The sequence below is a fragment of the Tenacibaculum holothuriorum genome (assembly GCF_002120225.1).
Lineage (GTDB): Bacteria > Bacteroidota > Bacteroidia > Flavobacteriales > Flavobacteriaceae > Polaribacter > Polaribacter holothuriorum.
Genome location: NZ_LAPZ01000002.1, coordinates 407,375 through 431,221 on the forward strand (window position 1 = coordinate 407,375; position 23,847 = coordinate 431,221).

Genomic DNA, 23,847 nt, shown 5'->3' on the forward strand with positions numbered 1-23,847 from the left:
AACAACTTTATAAAACAATTTAAATTGAAAAGAACTATGAAATTAATTGCAGTATTATTTAGCATGCTTGGTTTAACACAATGTAAATCTGTTAAGTTTGATACTCAACCTCCGTTTAAAATTCAATCAGCACACGCTATAAGAATGGTAGGTGGAATGCCAGGTAATAGTAGTATTCAATTAAAAATTGCTTATACTTCTAACGATGAAGTTTCTTTTCAGGAATTATTTTACCAAAACAAAAAAACAAAGGTTTTTACAGGAGCTGAGAAAAAACAAAAGCTTGTTACAGGAACTTTTAACACATCTACAGTAAACGATAAAAATGATTTGATTCTACATAACGATCCAACTCGTGAGCTTAAAAATAAAGCTCCTGAAGAAAAATTTCCTTTTCAACTTAAAGAAAATGAAGCAGTAATAAGTTATGTTAAAAATAATAAAACCTATTATTTTAAAATAGAAGACATTAAAAACAAAAAGGTCTTTATGCCTTAAAAATTAACATACTGCGTATTAAAATCCATCTATCGTTTTAGGTGGATTTATTTTTTGGCACACATTTTGAATTTTACAAAGCATAACCGTAAAACCAACGCTTATGAAACGTATAAAATTACTATTTGCCATTTTAATTACCAGTTCAATATTCACTTCGTGTGTTGTAGATAATGGACCTATAGACGATTCTATTCCTTTAAACGAATTTATATCTAGTTATGATTTATGGTATGTAGATATTCATAGAACAACGGGTAATGGTGAAATTCCTTTTTTACAAAAAGCGTTTACAATTTCGTTCTTAAACGGTACAATGTATGCAAACAATAACATTGTTGATATAGGAAAAACAGGAAACGGTTTAGGTATAGTTACAGGTAATTACAACGGAATACGAGATGTACTTGAAATAAATCATAGATTAGATGGTGCATACGATTTTAGGGTTGTTCAATTATCTAGAGATGAAATACGATTAGACGATTTAAATAGCAACCTTAGTTATTATTTAATCGGTTATCAAAGAAATAATTTTGATTACGATAAATTATTCTACGATAATATTGAGTTCTTCTTACAAGAGTTTCTTGCTTGGGAAAGAACACATGCTGAAGGAGGCACACCAAATCCGTTTGATGATGAAAACTTTTTACAGTTTACACCAGAGAATAATACGACCTTCTCTTCATCACACGATCCGTTTGGCACGAATATTGATTATATTAAGTGGGACTTTATAGGAAGCTATATTGTCAGAAACGTTCAAGGTGTTGATGACCTAAAATATTTAACACTTAATTATGATAACGGAGATACTGAAGAGTTTGATTTAACCGTTATAAATGATGAGACGATACGTTTGTATCATGTAAACTCAAAAACAACGTACGAATATTCTGGTAGAGGATTTATTCAATACCTTAAAGGAGATAAAAAATCTACAAAACCTGCAACAAGAAACAGTAACAGAAAACGTACTAAAATAACAAGAGAAACAGTACATAAAAGAAATTAAAAATAAAGTTTGGTTAGTTGATTTTTGGTTGGTTATTTTAATAACCAATTAAAGGAACCGCTCTCACAAGGAGCGGTTTTTCCATATATAAAAACTACGTTAATTCTATATTTAACAGTTTTATTTGTTTGTTTAAAAACCTACCTTTAACCAAAACATTTTTAATGAACCCAACAGCTCTTATTACAGGTGCAACTTCTGGTATAGGAAAAGCTACTGCAGAACTTTTTGCAAAAAATAATATTCGATTAATTCTTTGCGGAAGAAGAACAGAACGTTTACAACAACTACAAAATACTCTTAGTAAAACTACCGATGTAACTACACTTTATTTTGATGTTCGTGATAACACTCAAGTAACAAATGCCATAAACAGCTTACCTGAAGACTTTAAGCATATTGATATTTTAATAAACAATGCAGGTAATGCACATGGGTTAAGCCCAATTCAAACAGGTAGTTTAGACGATTGGGATGCAATGATAGATATTAATGTAAAAGGTCTTTTATATGTTTCGAAAGCTATCATTCCTAAAATGATTGATCAAAACAGCGGATTCATAGTAAATATTGGCTCTATTGCAGGAAAAGAAGTATATCCAAACGGAAATGTTTATTGTGCATCAAAACACGCTGTAAATGCTTTAAATAAGTCAATGAGAATTGATTTAAACAAACACAACATTCGCGTATCTGGAATTCATCCTGGAGCCGTAGAAACCGAATTTTCTGAAGTTCGTTTTAAAGGAGATACAGAACGTGCAAAGAATGTTTACAAAGGATATAAAGCTTTACAAGCTGAAGATATTGCCGATATCATTCATTTTGTGGTTACGCGTCCGTATCATGTAAATATCGAAGATTTAATTGTGTATCCAACAGCACAAGCAAGTGCTACAATTTTGCATAAAAATGACTAAGTTTTCAAAAACAATAGCAGGCTGTATGACTTGGGGAGTTTGGGGAAAATCCTTAAATACTTCAGAAATGATTAACCTGCTAAATTCTTGTTTAGAAAGTGGTATTACTACTTTTGATCATGCCGACATTTATGGCGATTATACTACGGAAGCTGATTTTGGAAAAGCGCTATCAATAAGTAAAATTCCCAGAGAACATATTCAACTTATTTCTAAATGTGGAATTCAATATATTGGTAACACAAGAAACAACAGAGTAAAACATTACAGTTATTCTAAAGAATATATTATTTGGAGTGTAGAAGAATCATTAAAAAACTTACAAACAGATTATTTAGATTTATTGTTATTACATAGACCAAGTCCGTTAATGAACTCAGATGAAATTGCTGAGGCTGTTTTTACTTTAAAAGCTACAGGAAAGATAAAAGACTTTGGGCTATCTAACTTTACTCCTCTTCAATCAGAATTAATTAATCAAAAAACTGGAGTTTCTGTAAATCAAATCGAAATTTCTTTAACACGATATTCCTCTTTATTAAATGGCGATTTAGACTATATGCAACTACATAAAATTCAACCAATGGCTTGGAGTCCGTTAGGTTCTTATTTCAAAGAATCTTCAGAAAAAAACAATCGTATTCGACAAGAATTAAGTATCTTAACTAAAAAATATAATGCTACCGAAAACCAGTTGTTATTAGCATGGTTGCATCTGCATCCAACAAACATAATTCCTGTAATTGGAACTACAAATAAAGAGCGAATACGAGAAGCCGTAAAAGCAGAAAACATTGTTTTAGAAACCGAAGATTGGTTTGCCTTATTAGTTGCTAGTCAAGGACACAAAGTACCTTAAAATGATTAACAAACGTTTACTTATTAAAAACCTATTATCTCATAATGATGAGAATAGTTTTTATGATAAAAAAGAAAAATTGGCGTTAGATACCCGAGAGGGAAAAGCCAAGTTTTTAAAACACGTTTGTGCTTTGTCTAATTCTAATCCCGAAAACAACTCGTACATAGTTATTGGTATTGAAGATGAGAACAATACCATTGTTGGAGTAGATTTTTACGACGATAGTAAAATTCAAAATTTGGTGAATGCTTATTTGGTAAATCCGCCAAAAATTCAATATGAAAACGTAGCTTTTCCACGCTTACCAAGGCATAAAGTAGTAGGATTGGTTACTATTCATGCTAACCCACAACAAACTTCTTTATTAAAAGGAATTTGGAAGTATACCAAACGTACTATTTTTTATAGAAGAGGAAGTAATTCCATTCCTATTGAAGGAAGTTATGAGCTTAAAAACACCAATAAAGCATTGGTAGAAGCTATTGAAAAAAATGCTAGTAATAACATAAAACTTACACTAGATGGTGTTTTTGATTTTCTAAATAATCATAAGCCAGAATACAATCCGCAATACAAAGTATTTAATGAGCAATTCGTGCTCTGTTGGGCAGGAAAAAAGAAAATGATTCAAGGAGAAGAGTTTTTAACTCGTGTAGATATTGAGTTGATTAATGAACAAGTACGTTTGTTTTTTTCGGCTTTAGACGATGTACAAATCACTTACAACGAACAGTCTTTTATTATTACTGAATACATTTCTTTAGGTGTTGACTCTAGCGAAAAACGTTATCCTTTAGAAAAAACCATTATTCATTTTAAAGACAACGGTAAGCATGATATAGCAACCGAATTTTTATTTGAAGCACCTAAATACGATAAAAAAATTCTCCATCATATTTACAATAACAACAATAGTATTGTTCAAAAAATCTCGAAGAATATTCCACTTTCGGTAACTGAGCATGAAGACGTTTACAAACTGCCTACCTCCTATTTAATTTGTTATCTCAACGGATTTAACGATGCTCCTAAATTGCTAAAAAAAGCAAAAACATATATTAAAAATTTAGAGAATAAAACTACATATATTAAATACAAAGAAGCGATGCGAGTATTACGTAAAGTGAAGTATAATTAGAGAACTTCGCTAACAGTCTATTGTATGGTTTCGTTGGATGTTTAAGCACTATAGTTAGCAAATAAATCACAGATAGAAAGTCCTTGAGGACTTTCGTAAGTAGGCTTTAACTAGCAATAAATTATACACATTGTTAGGCACAGTATTTTTTAGCTAAATATTTCATTCATTATAGATTCAGTTTCTTGAATTCGCACATTTTCGAGCTTTTCTTTTGTTTCTAAATCTATTTTTTTCCAACCATAATAGTAATCATAAATCCAGAAATTTTCATTTTCAGAATTTGTCTGAATATAAACAGTTCCCCATTTTTTATTTTCGGCGTAACTACCATAATTTCTAGAAACTCTAAATTCTAGATTTGGTTCAGGATGTTCTTTTTTTTCAGGTAATTGTGTTAATTCAACTCCGTCCCAATATTCTTTATAATAAGCAATTTGTTCGTCTAATTTTATTTCAAGTCCAGTCAGTTTTCGATAATAGCTTGTTAAAATAATTCCAGACATATCATCAGGATGGTAAATTCCAATGCTATTAAAATATTTTGATAAATCAGAACCTTTCCATAGTCGCCAATTATTTCGCATTCCGATTCCAAGTCCGAAATGAGATTCTGAGGTGAAATCGTTTTCAGATTTTTTCTTAATTTCTAATTTCAGAGAGTCAGATAGATTAAAATCAATTTGAGTAAGAGCTTCGTCTAAATTTTTTGGAACGTAATTTTCGTTAATTACTTTTTCAGATTTTAAGGGTGTTGAATTTTTGCAACTAATTAAAATTGCTAATGCAATAAACAATGTTATAAGTAGTTTTTCTCGCATTGTGCCTAATGGGTTTTCGGCTATGTGTCGTTTTAATGACTTATAACCACTGTTAGCGAAAAATAATAGAAATTAGACTAAAAAACAAGATAAAATCTACACAAACCTCAACTTAGAAAACTGTTTATTTAGTATTTCTGCATCATCAACTTGCAACCATTTATCTAAAATGGTGGCATATACTTCTCTAAAGTCTATTTCGTATTTTAAATCGCCATTAGCATCTAAATTTTCTAAAGATGAAAGCTCATTATATAAACCAGACTTTTTTAGCTTATTACCAATTACAAATACATTATTAGCTGTACCATGATCGGTTCCTTTAGCAGCATTTTGTTGCACTCTTCTACCAAATTCAGAAAACGTAACAATTAACACCTCATCTAACTTACCAGTACGTTCTAAGTCTTTTACAAAAACTTCCATACTCTCTGCATACAACTCCAATAAACGAGCTTGTCTGTTTACTTGATTTGCATGTGTATCAAATCCGCCTAAAGCTCCATAATATACTTGTGTTTCTAACCCTGAATTGATGAATTCTGCGATGGTTTTTAGCTGTTTTCCAAAGACATTTTTAGGATATTCTCCTTTAGTAGTAGTGGTTTTACTTTTTTCGTAAATGTATTTTGCAGACGAAGAAGCATCAATCATTGTATTGTACAAATACCCTAAGTTATGTTCGCTTAAATGACTATCGTTATAATGTTCTAACACATTTGAGAAAAAAGGTTGTCTTAAAGATTGATATAACAACTTCGGATTGGTCACTGCAATTCCGTTTTGTTTATTTCCTTTTAACATCAAAGATAAACTTTCATCTACCTCAATAGCTCCATAAGGTTTAGATTTTGTGGTATCTAAAAATCGTCCTACCCAACCGCTTTGTAAATATTCGTTACTATCACTTGCAGTTTGCCAAATATCAGTAGATCTAAAGTGTGATCTATTCGGATTTGGATATCCAACATTGTTAATGATACTCAAATATCCTTTATCGTAAAATTGTTGTAAAGGAGCTAAACTTTTATGCAAACCAGCCTCCTTCGTTAAACCAATTAATTGATTGTTTTTTAAGGCAATTCCATTTCTTTTTTGATAGTAAATATCGTTTCTAAAAGGTACAATAGTGTTTAATCCGTCATTACCTCCTTTGAGTTGAATTATCACCAGTTTCTTGTTGTTAAATACCGATAAGTTTTGCTCAAATGCTTTTACAAACTGAGGAATAAAAAACAATCCTCCTGTAGCTAATCCGCTTCTTTTAATAAAATTTCTTCTGTTCATTTTCTTCGATATTTAGCATAATTGAAATTCTGGCAAGGATAATATTTGTACACAAAAATCTTTTTTAGAGACAAACTTTCCGTTGGTCAACAAGTCTGAAGTTCCTTTATTTATTGGGATCACTAACAGCATTTGTACAAGTTCTTCATTAGACTGACTTTTATAGTTTGATTCGAAAGAATTCCAATCTGCTTCCGATTTAATAAATGTTCTTCTTCGTAATCGTTTACTACTAAAATCTCTGATGTTCTCTTCTAAATCTCCTTTTTCTGAATAACTAATTTCAGCATTGTTTAATAAGACAGATGCTAATCGTAATCTGGTTACGATTGTATTACTATCAACCCATGTTTTTCCACCTTTCCAACCTGCTACATTTGGTGGTCTTAGTAGTATTTGTCCTAAAAGCTTCTGCAATAAAACACCTTGCTTTTCTTTTTGAATTGTATAAGGCACAACTTTATGAATGCTTACTAGCAATTCAACAGGTGATTTAATTTTGCTTCCAATGTTTTCTTCTGCATAAAACCAATTGGAATTGAATACAAACCTCAATAATTCAGTAATATTATAATTCGGATAGAACACAGCGATCATTTCATTTATATGCTTACTGCGAAGTATATCGTTTACAAAATATTTGTACAGTTTTTCGCAAATAAACTGGGCACATTGCTTTTGTTCAAGAATAATATCTATAATATCATCTCCATCAAAATTTCCTTGTTGTCCTAAGAATTGTTTTTCTCCATAATCGTGTTGTTTTTTTCTTAGTTTGAAATCTCCTTGAAAATTATGATTGTATCCTGTAAATGCTCTTGCACTTTCTTTGATGTCGTTTTCAGAATAATTTCCTTGCCCAAGAGTGAATAACTCCATTAATTCTCTTGCAAAATTCTCATTAGGTTGCTTCTTTTTATTCTGCTTATTGTTGAGGTATTTAATCATTGCTGCTTCTTTTGATACAGCTTTTGTAAATGCTCTAAAATCTCCTAAAGCATGTTTTCTTAACGTGTTATTATACTGTTGAATAAAACGTATATTTTTGTCTTCACACACAAAATGGTTTGCCCAAAAGAGTGTCATTTTTTCTCGTAATAATTCTTGAGTATTGAATAATCTTCGTATCCAAGTTTGGTTTAATTCAATCAACTTTTTACGGCTTATTTTCATCAACTCTTTTCGTTTCTTTTTATCACGTAAATCTTCTCTACTTAAATTATCGAGAAACGAAGTATCAATGTTTAACGGAGAATATGAGCTAGATTTTTGAAAAAGTGAATCAACAATTTCTTCTCTAGAAGTTCCTTCTAATTTATTAAGCTCTTCTGGCGTAATTCCAAAGCCAATTCTATTATATAAATGTTGTAGTTCTCTTCTATTCATACTTTTTAGACATGAAAAACTGAAAAAGGTTTAATTTATTTTATCACTTTTGAAACCCTAAAAAACTTTTTACGTTTATATGAGTGTAATCAACTTTTAAAAATGACTAAGGAACTGAAATTGTTGTTAAAGCAATGTCGTAAGGAAAATAAGAAAGCTCAGCTTAAAATTTACGATTTGTATTGTGGAGCTATGTTTACTATTGCTTCTAGATATGTCGATGCAGAAGAAGCAAAAGATATTATGCAAGAGAGTTTTTTAAACGCTTTTACTAAAATTGAAAAATATAATGATGCTGTAAGTTTTGGAGCTTGGTTAAAAAGAATTGTAATTAATCAATGTATAGATCATTTACGAAAACAAAAGTTAGAATTTGTGCCCTTAGAAAATCAAGAATTAGAAATTGAAAATGATTCTGATTGGTATTTTAAAAACACAATTACAAAAGAGCAAATAATAAAGGCTATAGAGCAAATTCCACAAAAACACCAAATAGTAATAAAACTATACCTGTTAGAGGGGTACGATCATTCAGAGATATCAGAAATATTAAAAATTCCTATAAAAACATCAAGAACTCATTTAAGAAGAGCAAAACTTGGTCTTCAAAAACTTTTAAAAGACGTTTATCATGAAGCAAGATATTAGAACATTATTTAAAGACATAGATAGTAACGAAAAAGAGCTTCCAAAAAATCATCGTGATGACTTTATTATTAAGTTAAATAAAAACTCTTCATCAAAAAGAAAGCTCACAAAATTTATTGCTGCTGCTTCGGTTTTATTAATTTTTAGTCTCTTTCTTTTTTGGAATTCCGATGAAAAACAAGAGCCAACACATCAATTAATAACACATGTAAAGCAAATTGAAGATGAATATCTTCAAAATATAGATACCGAGTGGAATAGGTTTATTGAGCTTACTAACGATCAAAAACTAATATCGAAATATAAAGTAAGACTTGATAAATTAAGTAACGAATACTCTAAGATTTCAGCTGATTTTTCAAAAAATCCAAATAATATAAATATTCTAGAAAAATTAATAAACAATTTAAAATATAGATTACAAATATTAAAAGATATTAAAGAACATATTAATTTATTAAATCAAAAAAATAACACCTATGAAACTATTATTCTATAAAGTTTGTTTAGTTTTTTTCACACTAACAACTATAAATTCTTTTGCTCAAACAACAATTTATAAGAATAGTTTTTCTGCAAAAAGTTTAGATTTTAATTTAAAAAATATACCTGTAAAGTTTATAGAGTCTAAAGATGATAAAATTCATTTTAACTTTTCTATTCATTTTAAAAATTACACTCATAAACAACAAGATTCTATAAAAAGTCTTTTTAATTTCGATATTGAAACTCGTAATAATAAACTTTTTGTAAGTATAAAATCTAAAAACAATTTAACTACTATTCAATACATAAATAGTGAAATAAAAACAAAAGAACTCTCGAAAATACTTACTAAGTATGTAAAAAGTAATATTGCTCTAAATAAAGAATATCAAACAAAACAAGATTTTTTAAATTACTTTAATACAGAAGAAAAACGAATTGAAGACTATACTAAAACACTAAAAAAAGACTATTCATTAAAAGATAATGTTTTAGTAAGCTCTCCTGATTTTATCATTTCAGTTCCTAGAAAATTACTAAGTAACTTTTACCTAAATGCAGATAATTGTAATATAAAAATGAATGATTTAACCTTAAAACAATCAAAAGTTTTTGTTAATGATAGTTCTATTAAAATTAAAAAAACAGAAAATTCAAATATCACTATTCATAACGGAACTGGATTTATAAAAGAATTAGAAAGCACCATAGCAACTCTAAGAAATAACAGTAGTTTTAAAATAGGTATACTATCAAACTCTAATTTAATTACAGAAAACACAAGGTTAAATATTGGCGAAATCACAAAATTTTCTGATATAAAAGATTACAACAGTAAATTTATTTTCAACAATTTTGGTAGTAATTTCGATACTTTTAATTTTAAAGGAGAATATTCTAATTTAAAAATTTATCCTCCAAAAAACGATTATACTTTAAAAGCTTATGGTAATTCTTGTTCTTTTATCATAAATGGAATTACTTCAAAATATGGAAACAAGAAAGGAGATAAAAAGTACCTTATGCTTAAAGTAAAACGAAAGATGAAAAAAGATTTTGCTGGTAATATTAAATTTGATGTTATTAATTCTATTATTACTTTTAAAGATTCCTGAAAAAGGAAAAGAAAAACCTCGCAAAAGCGAGGTTCTTTTTTATTTGAAGAAAAATTACTTTCCTCCGTCTAATTCATCTTGCCAATCTTTAAGCTCTTGCCATTTACCTTCATAAGCCAATTTAGCTTGTTTAGGCCATGTGGTTGGTTTGTGAATTCGATAACGCTCTCCTCCACTATTCAATACTTCTTGACATTTTTCTACCGAAGCTTCTCCTAAATCTTTCCAAGTTTTAATATCAAAATTATGGAATAACCCTTCTATTTTTGGTCCAATTCCTTCCACAATTTTTAAATCGTTTTCTTTAATTTTCTTACCAAAAACTGCTTTTGCAGCATCTGCATCAAATGGAATTAAGGTTACTACTGTAGCTCCAGCTAAAGAAGATGCTAAACTCGATTTAGCTGCTGACAAATCTGTTTCTAAATTCATTTTAGTTGCATAACACCCTTCTAAGTCGGCTTCTAATTTTGCTACTTTTGCTTTCCATTCATCAATGTTTCCGTCTGAATTATTTCCTGAAGACAATCTTCCTAAAAGATATGCTAATATTGCTGAAATTAATCCTACTAATAAAGGTATTAACCAACACGGAATGCTCATTGCTAATAAATTCATAATTCTTAAAGTGTTTATTTGATTAGTTTATTGTTACTTCTATTCTTCTGTTTTTTGCTCTTCCTTCTGGTGTTTTATTGTCTGCAATTGGTGTAGTTTGTCCTTTTGAGGAAGTTTCTATACTATTTGATAATATTCCGTTTTGTACTAAATAACCTTTAACGAAATTGGCTCTTTTTAACCCTAATTGCATGTTCGATTCTGGGTTCCCAGTATTGTCTGTGTGCCCAACTACATTTACTGTAGCTCCTAATTTATCTATACATTGCATTATATCAGCAAATTTTTGTCGTTGCTCGGAAGTTAAATTTATGGATGCTGCTCCTGTTTTAAAATTCAACATTAACGGATTTTCTTTTAACGCTTCACAAGCTACTTTAAGAGCTTTATCTGCCGCTGTACTTTCTTCTGTTCTAGTAAATACTTCAAAACTAAATGGACCTAAAAATATATTGTTTTCATCAGCGACTAACTCATCATTTAAAGCTCCATAAATATTCATCATTTTAGATGGAATTCCTTTTGAAACCATATAATTTTTTACTGAATTTGCTCTGGCTAATCCTAAATTTGGAAATGCAGAATTGTTTACCTCATCACTAGTATAAAAACCAGTAATGTTAAAACGTTTGTTTCCGTTAGCATCAAGATATTCTTTGATTTTAAAAACTCCATCGTCAATATTTGATGAAATTGAATCTAAAATTTTGTAGTCTGACTTGTTAAAATTGAAACTCTCATCTACAGAAAACGATAAATCTCCGTTGGTATCTTTAAAACTAAAAGGAAAGGTTGTGGGATTTTTAATTTCGGTTACTTCTTCTTCAACTACTAGGCTTTTTTCATGCTCTTTTTCTTTGTGGCATTGACTACAACAAAACTTGTAGTAAAGGAAAGTACCGACAAGAATGGTTAGGATGATTCCTAACAAATAACTTGCTTTTTTGCTCATGGTTAGTTTTTTAAATTATTGATTGTTAAAGTATTAAAAAAATAACAAATACTATAATTATTTTTTTTAGAGATTTTTAAGAATAATTATTAAATATCTGTTAAGCCTTAATTTTTAATGAAACGTTTCTTTTTAATAGGCGTCTTTTAGACATAACCTAATCTTAAATTAAAACTCAACACCATGAAAAAATTAATTTTTACAGTATTTGCAATTGTATTATCATTTGGAACAATTAATGCTGCCGATTTACACAAACCAACACCAAATACATCAATCGAATATCCTAAAGTTAGTACTTTTTGTAAGTTAATAACTTCTGGAAATTATGATGCAGTAAAAGCAATGGTTGAAAACGGAACAAATATTAATAGAAAATCTACCGGGTTAACTCCTTTAATGTTTGCAGCTAGATACAATAGAGTTAAAATAGCTAAATTATTAATAAAAAAAGGAGCTAGACTTAAAGTGAAATCAGACAGAGGCTATACTGCTTTAGAATTTGCAAAAATGTCTAAAGCTCATGAAACATATAAGGTTATTAAATCTGCTTTAGATAAAAAATAAACCCTCTAAATTATTTGAATTAAAAAAGGCTCTAACATTGTGTTAGAGCCTTTTGTTTTATATAAAAAATGAATTCTTATAAATCAAACTTAATTCCTTGTGCTAAAGGTAATTCGTCAGAATAGTTTACCGTATTTGTTTGTCTTCTCATGTAAACTTTCCAAGAATCTGAACCAGACTCACGTCCACCACCAGTTTCTTTTTCTCCTCCAAATGCTCCACCAATTTCAGCTCCTGAAGTACCGATATTTACATTTGCAATACCACAATCTGAACCAGCATATGATAAGAACTTCTCAGCTTCTTTCATTTCTGCAGTCATAATAGATGATGATAATCCTTGTGCTACTCCATTTTGTAACTCAATAGCGTTTTCAACATCTCCAGAATACTTCATTAAGTATAAGATAGGAGCAAATGTTTCATGTTGAACAATTTCGAAGTGATTTTCAGCTTCAATAATTGCAGGCTTTACATAACATCCGCTTTCGTAACCTTCTCCTTCTAAAACGCCTCCTTCTACTAATACTTTACCTCCTTCAGCTTTTGCTTTTTCAATAGCAGCTAAATATGTATTTACAGCATCTTTATCGATTAATGGCCCAACGTGATTGTTTTCATCTAAAGGATTTCCAATTCTAATTTGTCCGTATGCTCCAACGATAGCATCTCTTACTTTATCGTAAACTGATTCGTGAATAATTAAACGACGTGTAGAAGTACAACGTTGTCCTGCTGTACCAACAGCACCAAATACAGCTCCAGGAACAACTACTTTTAAATCGGCAGTTGGAGTAATGATAATAGCGTTGTTTCCTCCTAATTCTAATAAAGACTTTCCAAAACGTTCTGCTACTTTAGCTCCAACAATACGTCCCATTCTTGTAGAACCTGTTGCAGATACTAAAGGAATACGAGTATCAGTAGTAATATATTCTCCTACTTTATAATCTCCATTTACGATACAAGAAATTCCTTCTGGTAAGTTGTTATCTTTTAAAACTTCAGCAATAATGTTTTGACATGCTACTGAGCATAAAGGTGCTTTTTCTGAACCTTTCCATACACATACGTTACCACAAATCCAAGCTAAAGCTGTATTCCATGACCAAACAGCTACTGGGAAGTTAAATGCTGAAATAATTCCAACAACTCCTAAAGGATGCCATTGTTCACGCATTACGTGACCTGGTCTTTCTGATGGAATTACTTGTCCGTTTAACTGACGAGATAATCCTACTGCGAAATCACAGATATCAATCATTTCTTGAACCTCACCTAAACCTTCTTGATAAGATTTACCCATTTCAAAAGAAACTAACTTACCTAAAGGCTCTTTTAATTCTCTTAATTTGTTTCCAAATTGACGAACAACCTCTCCTCTTTGCGGTGCAGGAACTGCTCTCCAAGATTTAAAAGCAGAAGTAGCTGCATCCATCACCTTATCATAATCTTCTCTTGTACTTGCTACTACTTTTCCTATTAACTTACCGTCAACTGGTGAATAACTTTCAATAATTTCTCCGTTAGAGAAATTTACAGAACCTGTAGAAGTTCCATTATTTATGTCTTTTAAGCCTAATTGAGCTAAAGCTTCTTTGATACCAAAATCTGCCATTTTGTATTGTAATTTTAGTTGTTTAAATTGGAATTCAAAACTACAAATAATTTTAAACATAAATAAATTAAACAATTGTTGATTATATGTTTAATTTCAAACAAATATATCATGAAATTAACTCCTTTTTATCTTTTACTATTCTTCATTTTAATTGGATGCAAACCCAACACTGAAAAACAACCAATACACAAACAAAAAAATGAATTTGCTATTGTACTTCATGGTGGGGCTGGAACTATATTAAAAGAGAATATGACTCCTGAAAAGGAAAAAGCATATAAAAACAAACTTGAAGAAGCTATTAAAACTGGTTATGCCATCTTAAAAGATGGGGGAAAAAGTATAGATGCTGTAGAAAAAACTATACAGGTCTTAGAAGAAAGCCCGTTATTTAATGCAGGAAAAGGAGCTGTTTTTACTCATAATAAAACTAATGAATTAGACGCTTCTATAATGACTGGAAATGATTTAAATGCCGGGGCTGTAGCTGGAGTTACCAACGTAAAAAGCCCTATTGCTTTGGCTAGAAAAGTTATGACAAATTCTCCTCATGTTTTACTATCAAGTAATGGAGCTTCAAAATTCGCAAAAGAACAAGGTTTAGAAATTGTAGACCCTAGCTACTTTTATACAGAACGTAGGTTTAAATCGCTTCAAAAAATTAAAGAAAAAGAAAAAACAGAATTAGACCATGATGATAAATCTGCTTTTTATGATGTTGATATTAAAGACAGTAAATTTGGAACTGTCGGCTGTGTTGCATTAGATAAATATGGAAATATTACTGCAGGAACTTCAACAGGCGGAATGACTAATAAACGATGGAACAGAATTGGAGATTCACCAATTATTGGTTCTGGTACGTATGCTAATAACAAAACTTGTGGTGTTTCTTCTACTGGTTGGGGAGAGTATTTTATTCGTGCACAAGTAGCTCATGACATTTCTGCACAAATGGAATATAAAAATGAATCTTTAAAAGACGCTGCTAAAGACGTTATTCAACATAAACTAACTGATCTAGGAGGTACAGGAGGAATCATTGCTATTGATAAATATGGTAATATGGTTTTTGAATTTAATACTGCTGGTATGTATAGAGCTTCAGCAAATGATAAAGGAGAAATTGATATTAAAATCTATAAAAACTAAAAAAGGAGAGTTAATGTTAACTCTCCTTTTTTAATTAATGATTAATTCTTTTCAATCTTAATTATATGGATTGTTAAATTGCTCATAAGTTGTTGCTGTACAAGGTCCTTGAGTTTGAACAGACGCATATACCACATTACTGCTATTTAAATAAGTAACAGTAAACTTTTGTGTATTTCCGTTCGCCGTTACTATCACTGCATCTTTATTATCATCTTCCCATTTCCATTCACCTCCTTTTACAGGCGTACCATCTTTGGTTGTTCTTACGTATAAACCACCATCTTTGTAGAAGGCAAAAAAACCTGTTTCTTTAACTTCTACATCTCCATCACATCCACCAGTAACAGTAACTTTTGTAATGGCATGAGACCACCATTTTTGAGAACCATTAATACTTTTACCAGAAAACCCCGTTAAAGCTTCGTTTCTTTCTCCTACTGGTACTATTTCTCCTTTTGGAACGCCTTCTAATCCATTACTAGCTATATCATCATCACTACTACAAGAAAAGATTAACCCAGTTAACATTAATAAAACGAAAATTGATTTTGTTTTTTGTAAAATTGTTTTCATAATTATAGTTTTATGGTTCAAAACTACATGTAAAACTCATAAAGATAAATACCTAAAATTAGGTATTTTACTCTTCAACTAAAACTATCTTTTCTTCAAAAATATCTTTTCCGTCACTGTCTTTTCCTTTCCAAAATTTAAAAATATAATCTTCTTTTTGGCTTACTTTAACTGGAAATTTTAATTCTCTTTCTACACTAATTTCTTGACAGGTTTCTTCTAATTTTTCAAGCGTTCTAATAGCAACTATTCTTGTTGTATCTCTATACTCGTAATACAAACTATGAAAACTAAAACAAGTGTTAGGTAATGTGTATTTAACCTTAATTGTATCTACTTCTCCAAATTTAAAACTTTGTGGAGTTTCAGATTCTTGAATGGGTAGTAGTTTGTATCTGTAATCTGGATCATCTATACTACATGAAACATACAAAATTATTAAAAATACTAGTATTGTTTTTTTCATTTTTTATTATTTAAAATTTATATGATAAGCCGCTGTAAACCCCAATAGTATAAGGCCTGAATCCATTTGCAGAATTAGAAAATGTATTCATTTGTACTTTGAATATTGGGCTTATATTTAAGTTGAAATTTTTATTCAATGAGTAATTAAAATCTAATCCGAAGTTTCCACTAAAATTCACAGAATTTAAATTCGTTGCTTTTCCAACATTTCTAGTTGTATTTGAAGATTCTAGAGATAAGTTATTTTTATTTAAAAATAGCGTACTAAAACCAGAAATTAATCTCGTATTAAACTTTTCGTTTTGCAATACAGTGTATTTAACTTCTATAGGAACCTCTATATACCCATAAGTTTGCTGCAATGTAGCGTTATGAGATACAATATTAGCTCCAGATAAAACCACTGCATCACTAAGTGTTTCATTGTTAGATATGAGAAAAGAAACGTCTGAACTATAATTCACATTATTTAAATCACTACCAGTAACATTAGAAACCACTGCTAAATTATTGGCTGAAAAATCGACATTTTGTTGATAAATCCCTGTTTGCAAAGACCATTTATCATTCAACTTATAATCGACTTTAACACCAAAAGAAACCGAATTATTTCCTGATGTATTAGCCGCTAAACTTTGGTCTAAAGGAGATGCATTTGAAAAAGAATTTGCATTTAATACTCCAACAGTTGGTGTAACTGTCCATTTCTTCTTCTTATTATTAGTTACAACAACTTGAGTACTATCCAATTTTTTAAGTTCTGCGATAAAATCTTTTTTCTTATTTGTACTTAAAACAGTATTGTTTTTAGCAATTACAGTTTTGATATCTTTTTTTTCTAATTCTTTAGAAAAAATCTTTTCCATAGCGTTTTTTTGATCAGATAAAAACCCTTCACTTTTATCCTCTCTTTTTTCTTTTGGTTTTTGAGTAGCAATCTTTTTTTCAATCAAACCTGAACTAATTCTCTTTCTATCTTTTTCTGATTTATTCTTTTTATTTACTTCTTTTTTGGTTTCATTTAGTACAATTTCTGTTTGGATTGAATCTTCAACTTTTATTGGATTTTCTAATACTTTAATATCAGTTTTTAGCTCTTCAATTACTACTGGATTTTCTTCAAAAACTTCATCGTTTTTAATATTAGATTTATTGAATAATAAAATTCCAATAAGTAATGAAGCCGCAATACCTGATGCAAACCACCAAATAGGCAACACTCTTCTTTTCTTCTTTTTTTGAAGCTTATTTTCAATAGCATTCCACACCTCTAGACTCGGAGCTGCTTCAAAGTTTTTAAACTTTTCTTGAAACAATCTTTCTATGTCTTTTCTTTCTTCCATTTATGCTTCTTGTTGTAATTGTTTATAAACTTCAATCTTCTCTTTTAAAATACTTTTTGCTCTCGATAAATTAGATTTTGATGTTCCTTCTGAAATTGATAACATCGTAGCTATTTCTTTATGAGAATAATTATCTAACACATAAAGGTTAAAAACCAGTCGATATCTATCGGGTAATTCTTGAATTAACTTCAATAAAAAATCAACTCCGATGGTGTCATCATTTAACTCTAAAATAATTTCCTCCTCTACTATTTCTTCTTCTTTTATTATCTGTAAAGTATTGTTCTTTCTATATTTTTGAATTGCTGTATTTATAGTTATTCGCTTCATCCACCCTTCAAAAGAACCTTTGAAATTGTACTGATGAATTTTATGATATATCGTTAAAAAACTGTCTTGCAATGTATCTTCTGCGTCTTGTTGATTTTTAGAATATTTTAAACAAATACCAAACAACTTAGAGGCGTATAACTGATATACCTTTGTTTGTGCCTCCATGTTATTTTGGCAACATTGCTCTATGAGTTTTTTTAATTCTATAATTAATAGTTTTGCTTAAAAATAATTTAATATTTTAAGACTGCCCTACCATTTTCGCAGGTAATATATTTAGGTGTTGGTTGAACATCGCAAGTAGAAATAATTCCCCATTTTTCATTATACTCTCTTTCTTTTTGTGTGTATAACTCTACTTTTTCTAAAAATTTCTGGGTATTTATTTTATTAGAATATGCTATAAAACCTTTTGGTCCACCACATGCTTTAGATCCGTAAGCAACAAAACTCCAATCGTTTGAATCATTACAACTAATACTGTTAGCTAATGTTTCTATTTCGTGAAAAAGCTCCATTAATTCTCTATGATCTTTCTCTTGTTCTGTAAGCTCTCTTTTTACAATAAGCTTTTGTTCTGTTAATGATAAAATCCTCCAATTAAAATTTCCTGGAAAATCGTTAATAACTATTTTAACTATTGAACTTTCTAATTTCCATTTTCCTTCAGAAGTAAAAAAAGTTAAAGGAGGCGTACCGCAAAAACCTGAAGTTATTTGTTTAAAGGTTTCATTTGCTTCAAAACTAATTCCGTATGCTTCCGAAGGTAAATCTTTAACTCTAGTAAACTCAATAGATTCTCCGTTATAAGTTGCTTCTGACCATTTACCTAATAAAAGGTTTGAATCATCAATAGTAATCTCATCGTTTTTTTGACAAGAAAAAAGCATTAGAAACAAAAATGTAAGTGTAAAAATATTTTTCATAATATATTGGCTTTAAGGTAAATTAGATGAGGTTTTTTCTTCTTTTGATATAATTCTTATTAAAGTAGTTTCTATAGAAGAGGCATCTGCCGGTACTGGGTTAATCTCTTTTTCTGAAACTAACAGTTTGTACTCAAAACCCTCTTCATAATCAAACCCTTTTATTTCGTTATAAAAGAACTCCCAAGAATCATTTTCCTTTTCTTTTATTAAAAAACAACTTAGTTGAGTTATTCCTTGACAACTTCTTTTTTCTGATGCAACAATTATAGTTTTTGAATCACTCTTTTCAATATCATTTGATGTACAATTCCATAAAATAATACTCATAAATACTAAAATATATCTTTTCATATTTTCTTTGGTTTTATAAGTAGATGTATAAAAATTAAAAAGGTTGCGTTAAATACTCTTATTTTTGTAAAACCTTATGAAAAAACAAGTTTTTAACATCCAAAACGAAGAGCAGTTTACCAATACTGCATTAGCGGTTTTTAAACACCAATTCAACAACAACCGAGTATATCGTTCGTTTTGTGATTTGTTATATGTGCATCCTTCTGATGTAACTTCAATTGAACAAATTCCGTTTTTACCTATTCAGTTTTTTAAAACAAAAGAAGTCTTGTCTTCTAAAGAAATAGTTCAAGAAACTTTTACCAGTTCAGGTACTACGGGAAGTGCTACCAGTAAACATTTTGTGACGGATCTTTCTTGGTATGAAGAAAGTTATTTAAAAGGATTCGAGCATTTCTATGGAAATATTGAAGAGTATGTAGTGCTTGCATTATTACCTAATTATTTAGAACGAAAAGGATCATCGTTAATTTATATGGTGAACGATTTAATAAAACGTTCTAAACAACCTGAAAGCGGATTTTATCTTAAGAATTTAAACGAATTAGCTGAAACATTACTTACGTTAGATTCTCAAGGAAAAAAAGTGTTATTAATTGGAGTTTCTTTTGCTTTGTTAGATTTGGTTGAACAGCATAAATTTAATCTATCAAATACCATCATTATGGAAACGGGGGGAATGAAAGGAAGACGAAAAGAACTCATTCGACACGAACTACATAAAATTTTAGCTAACGGCTTTGGTGTTTCAAAAATTCATTCAGAATATGGAATGACCGAATTATTGAGTCAAGGGTATTCTAAAGGAAATGGAGTTTTTGAATGTCCTCCTTGGATGAAAATCTTAACTCGAGATACAGAAGATGCATTAACAATTTTACCTAGCCTAAAATCTGGTGGAATTAATGTAATTGACTTGGCTAATTACAATTCTTGCTCTTTTATTGCTACACAAGATTTAGGAAAAGTTTATAAGGATAATAGCTTCGAAATTATTGGTCGTTTCGACAATTCTGATATTCGTGGTTGTAACCTAATGGTTTTATAAAAATCACTTTTTCTATTTTAGGTTAATTTCATTTTTTACAAAACAGACCAACTGGTCGGTTTTGTTTTTTTTATCTATATTTGAGGAAATTAACTACAAAAAATGCCTCAAAACGGAAGGGATAAAATAGTGCATGCTGCCTTTAAACTGTTCTTACATAGTGGATATCAAAGAACAAGTTTAGCAGATATTATTAAAGCTACTGCTCTTTCAAAAGGTGCTATTTACCATCATTTTAAGAGTAAGTACGAAATATATTTAGCTACTTTAGATGAGTTTTTCTTCAAGCTATACGACAACTTTATTATAGAAGATGAATCGTTAAATCTATTTGATAGAATTAAAAATAGATTTTCATTTTTTGTAGATCTCATTGATTTTATTGAAACTGACGACGAAAACAACACCTATCCTATTAGAAGATATTTTTTATTTCAGCTTGAAAGTGAAGAAGATGATACAATAAGAGAACATGTACAATTAACACTGCAGCAATTAAAAAATGAAATTAGTGATATTGTAAAACAAGCTATTGAAAATAAAGAGATAACAGTTGAATTGCCAGTTTCAGTAATCGTTCAGCAAATACTTGCTCTAATTGAAGGAATTGCTATTCATCATTCTACAGTAAAAAATAATGCAAAAGAATTTTTACTTCAAAAATATAATGACGTTGTTATCCCTTACTTAAACCTAATTACAACATGATGCATACACAAAAAAATTGGGCAGAAAATGTACAATGGAATCCTTCAGTAGTTATATATCCATCTTCAGAAACTGAAATACAACAAGTTATTTTAAAAGCCTTAAATGCTAAAAAGAAAATACGAATTATTGGTACTGGGCATTCATTTACAGCCTTATGCGCTACTAATGAAGTTTTAGTAAGTTTAGATAACTATCAAGGAATTACCTCGGTAAATAAAGAAAAAAATATTGCTACAGTTAAAGGAGGAACCAAACTACGCTTATTGGGAGAATTGCTATTTAGTGAAGGACTAGCTATGGAAAATTTAGGTGATATAGATGTTCAATCTATCGCCGGAACTATAAGTACAGGAACACACGGAACAGGAGTAAATTTTGGTACTATAAGTACACAACTTATTGCTTTAAAATTTATTAACGGTAAAGGTGAAATTATTTCATGTTCAAAAACCGAAAATGAATCACTTTTTAAAGCAGCACAAGTTTCTTTAGGTTGCTTAGGTATAATTACCGAAATAACTATACAGTGTGTTCCTGCTTATAAATTAAAACTACAGAACAAAAAAGAAAAGCTAAATGATGTTTTAGCTACACTACCACAACGAAACTTAGAAAATAGAAACTTTGAATTTTATTGGATTCCATATACAGATACCGCTTGGACAAAAACATCTAACATTGTAGAAAATTCTGAACCCGATAAGGTTAATTTTTTTAATTATTGGACCGAATATGTTTTAGAAAACTATGTGTTTAAAGTTTTTTGCGAATTGGCTCGCGTATTTCCTTCTCAAAATAAAACAGTTGCTAATATAACTGCAGCTAGTATTAGCAATGTTAAAAAGGTATATCACAGCCATAAAGTATACGCCACACAACGAATGGTTAAGTTTACTGAAATGGAATATAATATTCCTACTGAAGCTTACCAAGATGTATTTAAAGACATTACCAAACTTGTAAATTCTAAAAAATTTAATATTCATTTTCCTATTGAAAGTCGATGGGTAAAAGGTGATGATATCTATATGAGTCCAGCATACGGAAGAGACTCTGCTTATATTGCTTGCCATGTTTATAAAGGAAAAGAATATCAGCAATATTTTAAAGCGCTAGAAGAAGTATTTAGAGCTTATGATGGAAGACCACATTGGGGAAAAATGAACACATTAACATCTGTTGATGTCGCTGTTATGTATCCAAAATACGAAACCTTTATGGAGCATAGAAAAGAGCAAGATCCTAACAATGTTTTTGTAAACACTTATATTGAAAAGTTATTAGGAATATAACTCGTTGATTTATGAACTCTTATTTTAAAAACCTAACTCAAGAACTTAAAAACTACCAAAGAGCTATTCCATGTTTATTGGTTGATTTAGATATTATAGATAAGAACATTGCTACGTTTTTACAGAACAAAAAATCGTCACATCAATTTAGAATTGTAGTAAAATCATTACCTTCTTTTGAATTGATAAGCTATCTGATGAAAAAGACAAATACCAATAAATTAATGGTATTTCATCAACCTTTTTTAACTGATTTGGTAGACAAACTAGATGAAAATGTTGATGTTTTATTAGGAAAGCCCATGCCTATAAAAACAGCTCAGTATTTTTATAAAAACTTACCTCAACAATACAACGAATTCAATTCATACAAGCAAATACAGTGGTTAGTTGATACTGAACAACGAATTGAAGAGTACATTAACTTAGCAAAAGAACTCAATCAAAGACTACGATTAAATATTGAAATTGATGTTGGTTTACATCGAGGAGGTTTTTCAACTTTACAAAACTTAGAAAAAGGATTACAATTGATTGAAAACAATCAAAAATGGGTAACTTTTTCAGGTTTTATGGGTTACGATCCTCATGTTGTAAAACTTCCCTCAATAATTCGATCTCAAAAGAACGCATTAAAATTAGCCAACGACTTTTATACAGAATGTAAGAATTTAGTGAGTAATAAGTTTCCATCACTTTGGGATAAAAACCTAACTTTTAACGGTGCAGGAAGCCCTACATTAAATCTTCATAATTCGGCTGAAAGTCCGATTAATGATATTGCTGCTGGTTCGTGTTTTGTAAAACCAACTACGTTTGATGTTCCTTCGTTAAAACAATATCAACCTGCAAGTTTTATAGCAACTCCAGTTTTAAAAACTTTTTCGAATACAACTTTACCTGGATTAGAACGATTTAAAAACTGGTTTTCTAAAAAATCGGTTTTTATCTACGGTGGATTTTGGAAAGCCGATTATTATTACCCAAAAGGAACAAAACAAAACAGTTTATTTGGTGATTCTACCAATCAAACAATGTTAAACATCCCAAAGAACACTTCCTTAAATGTTGATGATTTTGTCTTTTTACGACCCCATCAAAGTGAGTTTGTTTTTCTACAATTTGGTGAACTACTTCCAATAAGAAATGGAAAAATTCAAGCTTCATGGAATTTATTAAATAACAATTAGTTGTAATTTTCTGATAACTTCATCGACTACAACTAAAATTCTTAAAACGATGAAATATTTTACGCTTCTTTCATTTTTATTTTTTTCAGTATTTCTGAACGCACAAAAAACTGATTACAACACTAAAAAAGGATACGTAGCCGAAGGTTACGATGTCGTTTCTTATTTTAACAATACAAAACCTCTTGAAGGAAAAAAGAAGTTTACCGCCAATTATGATGGTGCAAAATTTAAATTTTCTTCACAAGAAAACTTAAACTTATTTAACGAAAACCCTACAAAATACGTTCCTCAATACGGTGGTTATTGTGCATATGCTGTTGCCGAAAAGAAAAAGAAAATGTACATAGATGCGGAGGTTTATGAAATTAGAGATGGTAAATTATATCTGTTTTATAGCTCTTGGATTGGCAGTAAATTAGGAGATTGGCAAGAAGGAGATGTTAAGAAAAGACAAGAAAAAGGAGATAAAAATTGGGAAATCCTAAAACACAAAAAAAGCGAATAGTAA

27 protein-coding genes are annotated in these 23,847 nt (G+C 29.9%); 15 read left to right on the top strand and 12 right to left on the bottom strand.

Annotation, left to right across the window (positions count from 1 at the left end; genetic code table 11):
• The first annotated feature begins 36 nt into the window (after positions 1-36).
• The 5 genes from WH52_RS04790 to WH52_RS04810 all read left to right on the top strand — a co-directional run bounded on the left by WH52_RS04790 (position 37) and on the right by WH52_RS04810 (position 4,436).
• Positions 37-498 carry a hypothetical protein gene (locus tag WH52_RS04790; protein ID WP_143592054.1) on the top strand — a complete coding sequence of 154 codons (462 nt, stop codon included), beginning with the start codon at positions 37-39 and terminating at the stop codon, positions 496-498.
• Between the two features lie 103 nt (positions 499-601).
• A complete protein-coding gene (locus WH52_RS04795) occupies positions 602-1,516 on the top strand; it encodes a hypothetical protein (RefSeq protein WP_086029795.1) in 915 nt (304 codons plus the stop codon).
• A gap of 164 nt (positions 1,517-1,680) precedes the next feature.
• Positions 1,681-2,436: an SDR family NAD(P)-dependent oxidoreductase gene (locus tag WH52_RS04800; RefSeq protein ID WP_086029796.1), complete on the top strand. Its 756-nt coding sequence runs from the start codon at positions 1,681-1,683 to the stop codon at positions 2,434-2,436.
• Positions 2,429-3,295, top strand: coding sequence for an aldo/keto reductase (locus WH52_RS04805; RefSeq protein ID WP_086029797.1), 867 nt, complete (start codon positions 2,429-2,431; stop codon positions 3,293-3,295). The genes WH52_RS04800 and WH52_RS04805 overlap by 8 nt, the downstream gene beginning before the upstream one ends.
• Before the next feature lies 1 nt (position 3,296).
• On the top strand, positions 3,297-4,436 hold the full coding sequence (locus WH52_RS04810; RefSeq protein ID WP_086029798.1) for an ATP-binding protein: 1,140 nt from the start codon (positions 3,297-3,299) through the stop codon (positions 4,434-4,436).
• Between the two features lie 149 nt (positions 4,437-4,585).
• Here WH52_RS04810 and WH52_RS04815 read toward each other — a convergent pair whose 3' ends face one another.
• The 3 genes from WH52_RS04815 to WH52_RS04825 all read right to left on the bottom strand — a co-directional run bounded on the left by WH52_RS04815 (position 4,586) and on the right by WH52_RS04825 (position 7,930).
• Positions 4,586-5,257 carry a DUF6794 domain-containing protein gene (locus WH52_RS04815; RefSeq protein WP_086029799.1) on the bottom strand — a complete coding sequence of 224 codons (672 nt, stop codon included), beginning with the start codon at positions 5,255-5,257 and terminating at the stop codon, positions 4,586-4,588.
• Positions 5,258-5,353: 96 nt separating this feature from the next.
• Complete coding sequence (locus WH52_RS04820) at positions 5,354-6,544, bottom strand: DUF1501 domain-containing protein (RefSeq protein ID WP_086029800.1); 1,191 nt, start codon at positions 6,542-6,544, stop codon at positions 5,354-5,356.
• 12 nt (positions 6,545-6,556) lie between these two features.
• Positions 6,557-7,930, bottom strand: a complete 1,374-nt coding sequence (locus WH52_RS04825) for a DUF1800 domain-containing protein (protein WP_086029801.1) — start codon at positions 7,928-7,930, stop codon at positions 6,557-6,559.
• A gap of 102 nt (positions 7,931-8,032) precedes the next feature.
• On the opposite strand from WH52_RS04825, the gene WH52_RS04830 reads away from it, so the two are divergent.
• Genes WH52_RS04830 through WH52_RS04840 form a run of 3 tightly spaced genes read left to right on the top strand, consistent with a single transcriptional unit; the run spans position 8,033 to position 10,179 of the window.
• Positions 8,033-8,578, top strand: coding sequence for an RNA polymerase sigma factor (locus tag WH52_RS04830; protein WP_086029802.1), 546 nt, complete (start codon positions 8,033-8,035; stop codon positions 8,576-8,578).
• Positions 8,562-9,077, top strand: a complete 516-nt coding sequence (locus WH52_RS04835; RefSeq protein WP_086029803.1) for a hypothetical protein — start codon at positions 8,562-8,564, stop codon at positions 9,075-9,077. Before WH52_RS04830 ends, WH52_RS04835 begins: the two co-directional genes overlap by 17 nt.
• The gene (locus tag WH52_RS04840) at positions 9,058-10,179 is read left to right on the top strand and encodes a hypothetical protein (RefSeq protein WP_086029804.1); all 1,122 of its coding nucleotides are present in this window, start codon (positions 9,058-9,060) and stop codon (positions 10,177-10,179) included. The genes WH52_RS04835 and WH52_RS04840 overlap by 20 nt, the downstream gene beginning before the upstream one ends.
• A 54-nt stretch (positions 10,180-10,233) precedes the next feature.
• On the opposite strand, the gene WH52_RS04845 is transcribed toward WH52_RS04840, so the two are convergent.
• Complete coding sequence (locus tag WH52_RS04845; protein ID WP_086029805.1) at positions 10,234-10,797, bottom strand: hypothetical protein; 564 nt, start codon at positions 10,795-10,797, stop codon at positions 10,234-10,236.
• Between the two features lie 22 nt (positions 10,798-10,819).
• Positions 10,820-11,749: an OmpA family protein gene (locus tag WH52_RS04850; RefSeq protein WP_086029806.1), complete on the bottom strand. Its 930-nt coding sequence runs from the start codon at positions 11,747-11,749 to the stop codon at positions 10,820-10,822.
• 183 nt (positions 11,750-11,932) lie between these two features.
• Between WH52_RS04850 and WH52_RS04855 the strand changes: the two genes are divergently transcribed.
• Positions 11,933-12,316, top strand: coding sequence for an ankyrin repeat domain-containing protein (locus tag WH52_RS04855; RefSeq protein WP_086029807.1), 384 nt, complete (start codon positions 11,933-11,935; stop codon positions 12,314-12,316).
• A gap of 76 nt (positions 12,317-12,392) precedes the next feature.
• Here WH52_RS04855 and amaB read toward each other — a convergent pair whose 3' ends face one another.
• Complete coding sequence (gene amaB, locus WH52_RS04860) at positions 12,393-13,934, bottom strand: L-piperidine-6-carboxylate dehydrogenase (RefSeq protein WP_086029808.1); 1,542 nt, start codon at positions 13,932-13,934, stop codon at positions 12,393-12,395.
• Positions 13,935-14,045: 111 nt separating this feature from the next.
• On the opposite strand from amaB, the gene WH52_RS04865 reads away from it, so the two are divergent.
• Positions 14,046-15,089, top strand: coding sequence for an isoaspartyl peptidase/L-asparaginase family protein (locus tag WH52_RS04865; protein WP_086029809.1), 1,044 nt, complete (start codon positions 14,046-14,048; stop codon positions 15,087-15,089).
• Between the two features lie 57 nt (positions 15,090-15,146).
• On the opposite strand, the gene WH52_RS04870 is transcribed toward WH52_RS04865, so the two are convergent.
• The 6 genes from WH52_RS04870 to WH52_RS04895 all read right to left on the bottom strand — a co-directional run bounded on the left by WH52_RS04870 (position 15,147) and on the right by WH52_RS04895 (position 19,092).
• The gene (locus WH52_RS04870; RefSeq protein ID WP_086029810.1) at positions 15,147-15,665 is read right to left on the bottom strand and encodes a hypothetical protein; all 519 of its coding nucleotides are present in this window, start codon (positions 15,663-15,665) and stop codon (positions 15,147-15,149) included.
• Positions 15,666-15,732: 67 nt separating this feature from the next.
• Positions 15,733-16,131 carry a hypothetical protein gene (locus tag WH52_RS04875; protein WP_086029811.1) on the bottom strand — a complete coding sequence of 133 codons (399 nt, stop codon included), beginning with the start codon at positions 16,129-16,131 and terminating at the stop codon, positions 15,733-15,735.
• A gap of 10 nt (positions 16,132-16,141) precedes the next feature.
• On the bottom strand, positions 16,142-17,476 hold the full coding sequence (locus WH52_RS04880; protein WP_086029812.1) for an outer membrane beta-barrel protein: 1,335 nt from the start codon (positions 17,474-17,476) through the stop codon (positions 16,142-16,144).
• Complete coding sequence (locus tag WH52_RS04885; protein WP_086029813.1) at positions 17,477-18,019, bottom strand: RNA polymerase sigma factor; 543 nt, start codon at positions 18,017-18,019, stop codon at positions 17,477-17,479.
• Between the two features lie 26 nt (positions 18,020-18,045).
• The gene (locus tag WH52_RS04890) at positions 18,046-18,738 is read right to left on the bottom strand and encodes a hypothetical protein (protein WP_143592056.1); all 693 of its coding nucleotides are present in this window, start codon (positions 18,736-18,738) and stop codon (positions 18,046-18,048) included.
• A gap of 12 nt (positions 18,739-18,750) precedes the next feature.
• Positions 18,751-19,092, bottom strand: coding sequence for a DUF4377 domain-containing protein (locus WH52_RS04895; protein ID WP_086029815.1), 342 nt, complete (start codon positions 19,090-19,092; stop codon positions 18,751-18,753).
• A 76-nt stretch (positions 19,093-19,168) separates the two neighbouring features.
• Between WH52_RS04895 and WH52_RS04900 the strand changes: the two genes are divergently transcribed.
• The 5 genes from WH52_RS04900 (at position 19,169) to WH52_RS04920 (ending at position 23,844) form a co-directional block, all read left to right on the top strand.
• Positions 19,169-20,143, top strand: a complete 975-nt coding sequence (locus WH52_RS04900; protein ID WP_086029816.1) for a LuxE/PaaK family acyltransferase — start codon at positions 19,169-19,171, stop codon at positions 20,141-20,143.
• A gap of 102 nt (positions 20,144-20,245) precedes the next feature.
• The gene (locus WH52_RS04905; RefSeq protein WP_086029817.1) at positions 20,246-20,851 is read left to right on the top strand and encodes a TetR/AcrR family transcriptional regulator; all 606 of its coding nucleotides are present in this window, start codon (positions 20,246-20,248) and stop codon (positions 20,849-20,851) included.
• Complete coding sequence (locus tag WH52_RS04910; protein ID WP_086029818.1) at positions 20,848-22,146, top strand: D-arabinono-1,4-lactone oxidase; 1,299 nt, start codon at positions 20,848-20,850, stop codon at positions 22,144-22,146. Before WH52_RS04905 ends, WH52_RS04910 begins: the two co-directional genes overlap by 4 nt.
• A gap of 11 nt (positions 22,147-22,157) precedes the next feature.
• The gene (locus WH52_RS04915; RefSeq protein ID WP_086029819.1) at positions 22,158-23,336 is read left to right on the top strand and encodes an alanine racemase; all 1,179 of its coding nucleotides are present in this window, start codon (positions 22,158-22,160) and stop codon (positions 23,334-23,336) included.
• A gap of 49 nt (positions 23,337-23,385) precedes the next feature.
• Positions 23,386-23,844: a YHS domain-containing (seleno)protein gene (locus WH52_RS04920; RefSeq protein ID WP_086029820.1), complete on the top strand. Its 459-nt coding sequence runs from the start codon at positions 23,386-23,388 to the stop codon at positions 23,842-23,844.
• Positions 23,845-23,847: the final 3 nt, after the last annotated feature.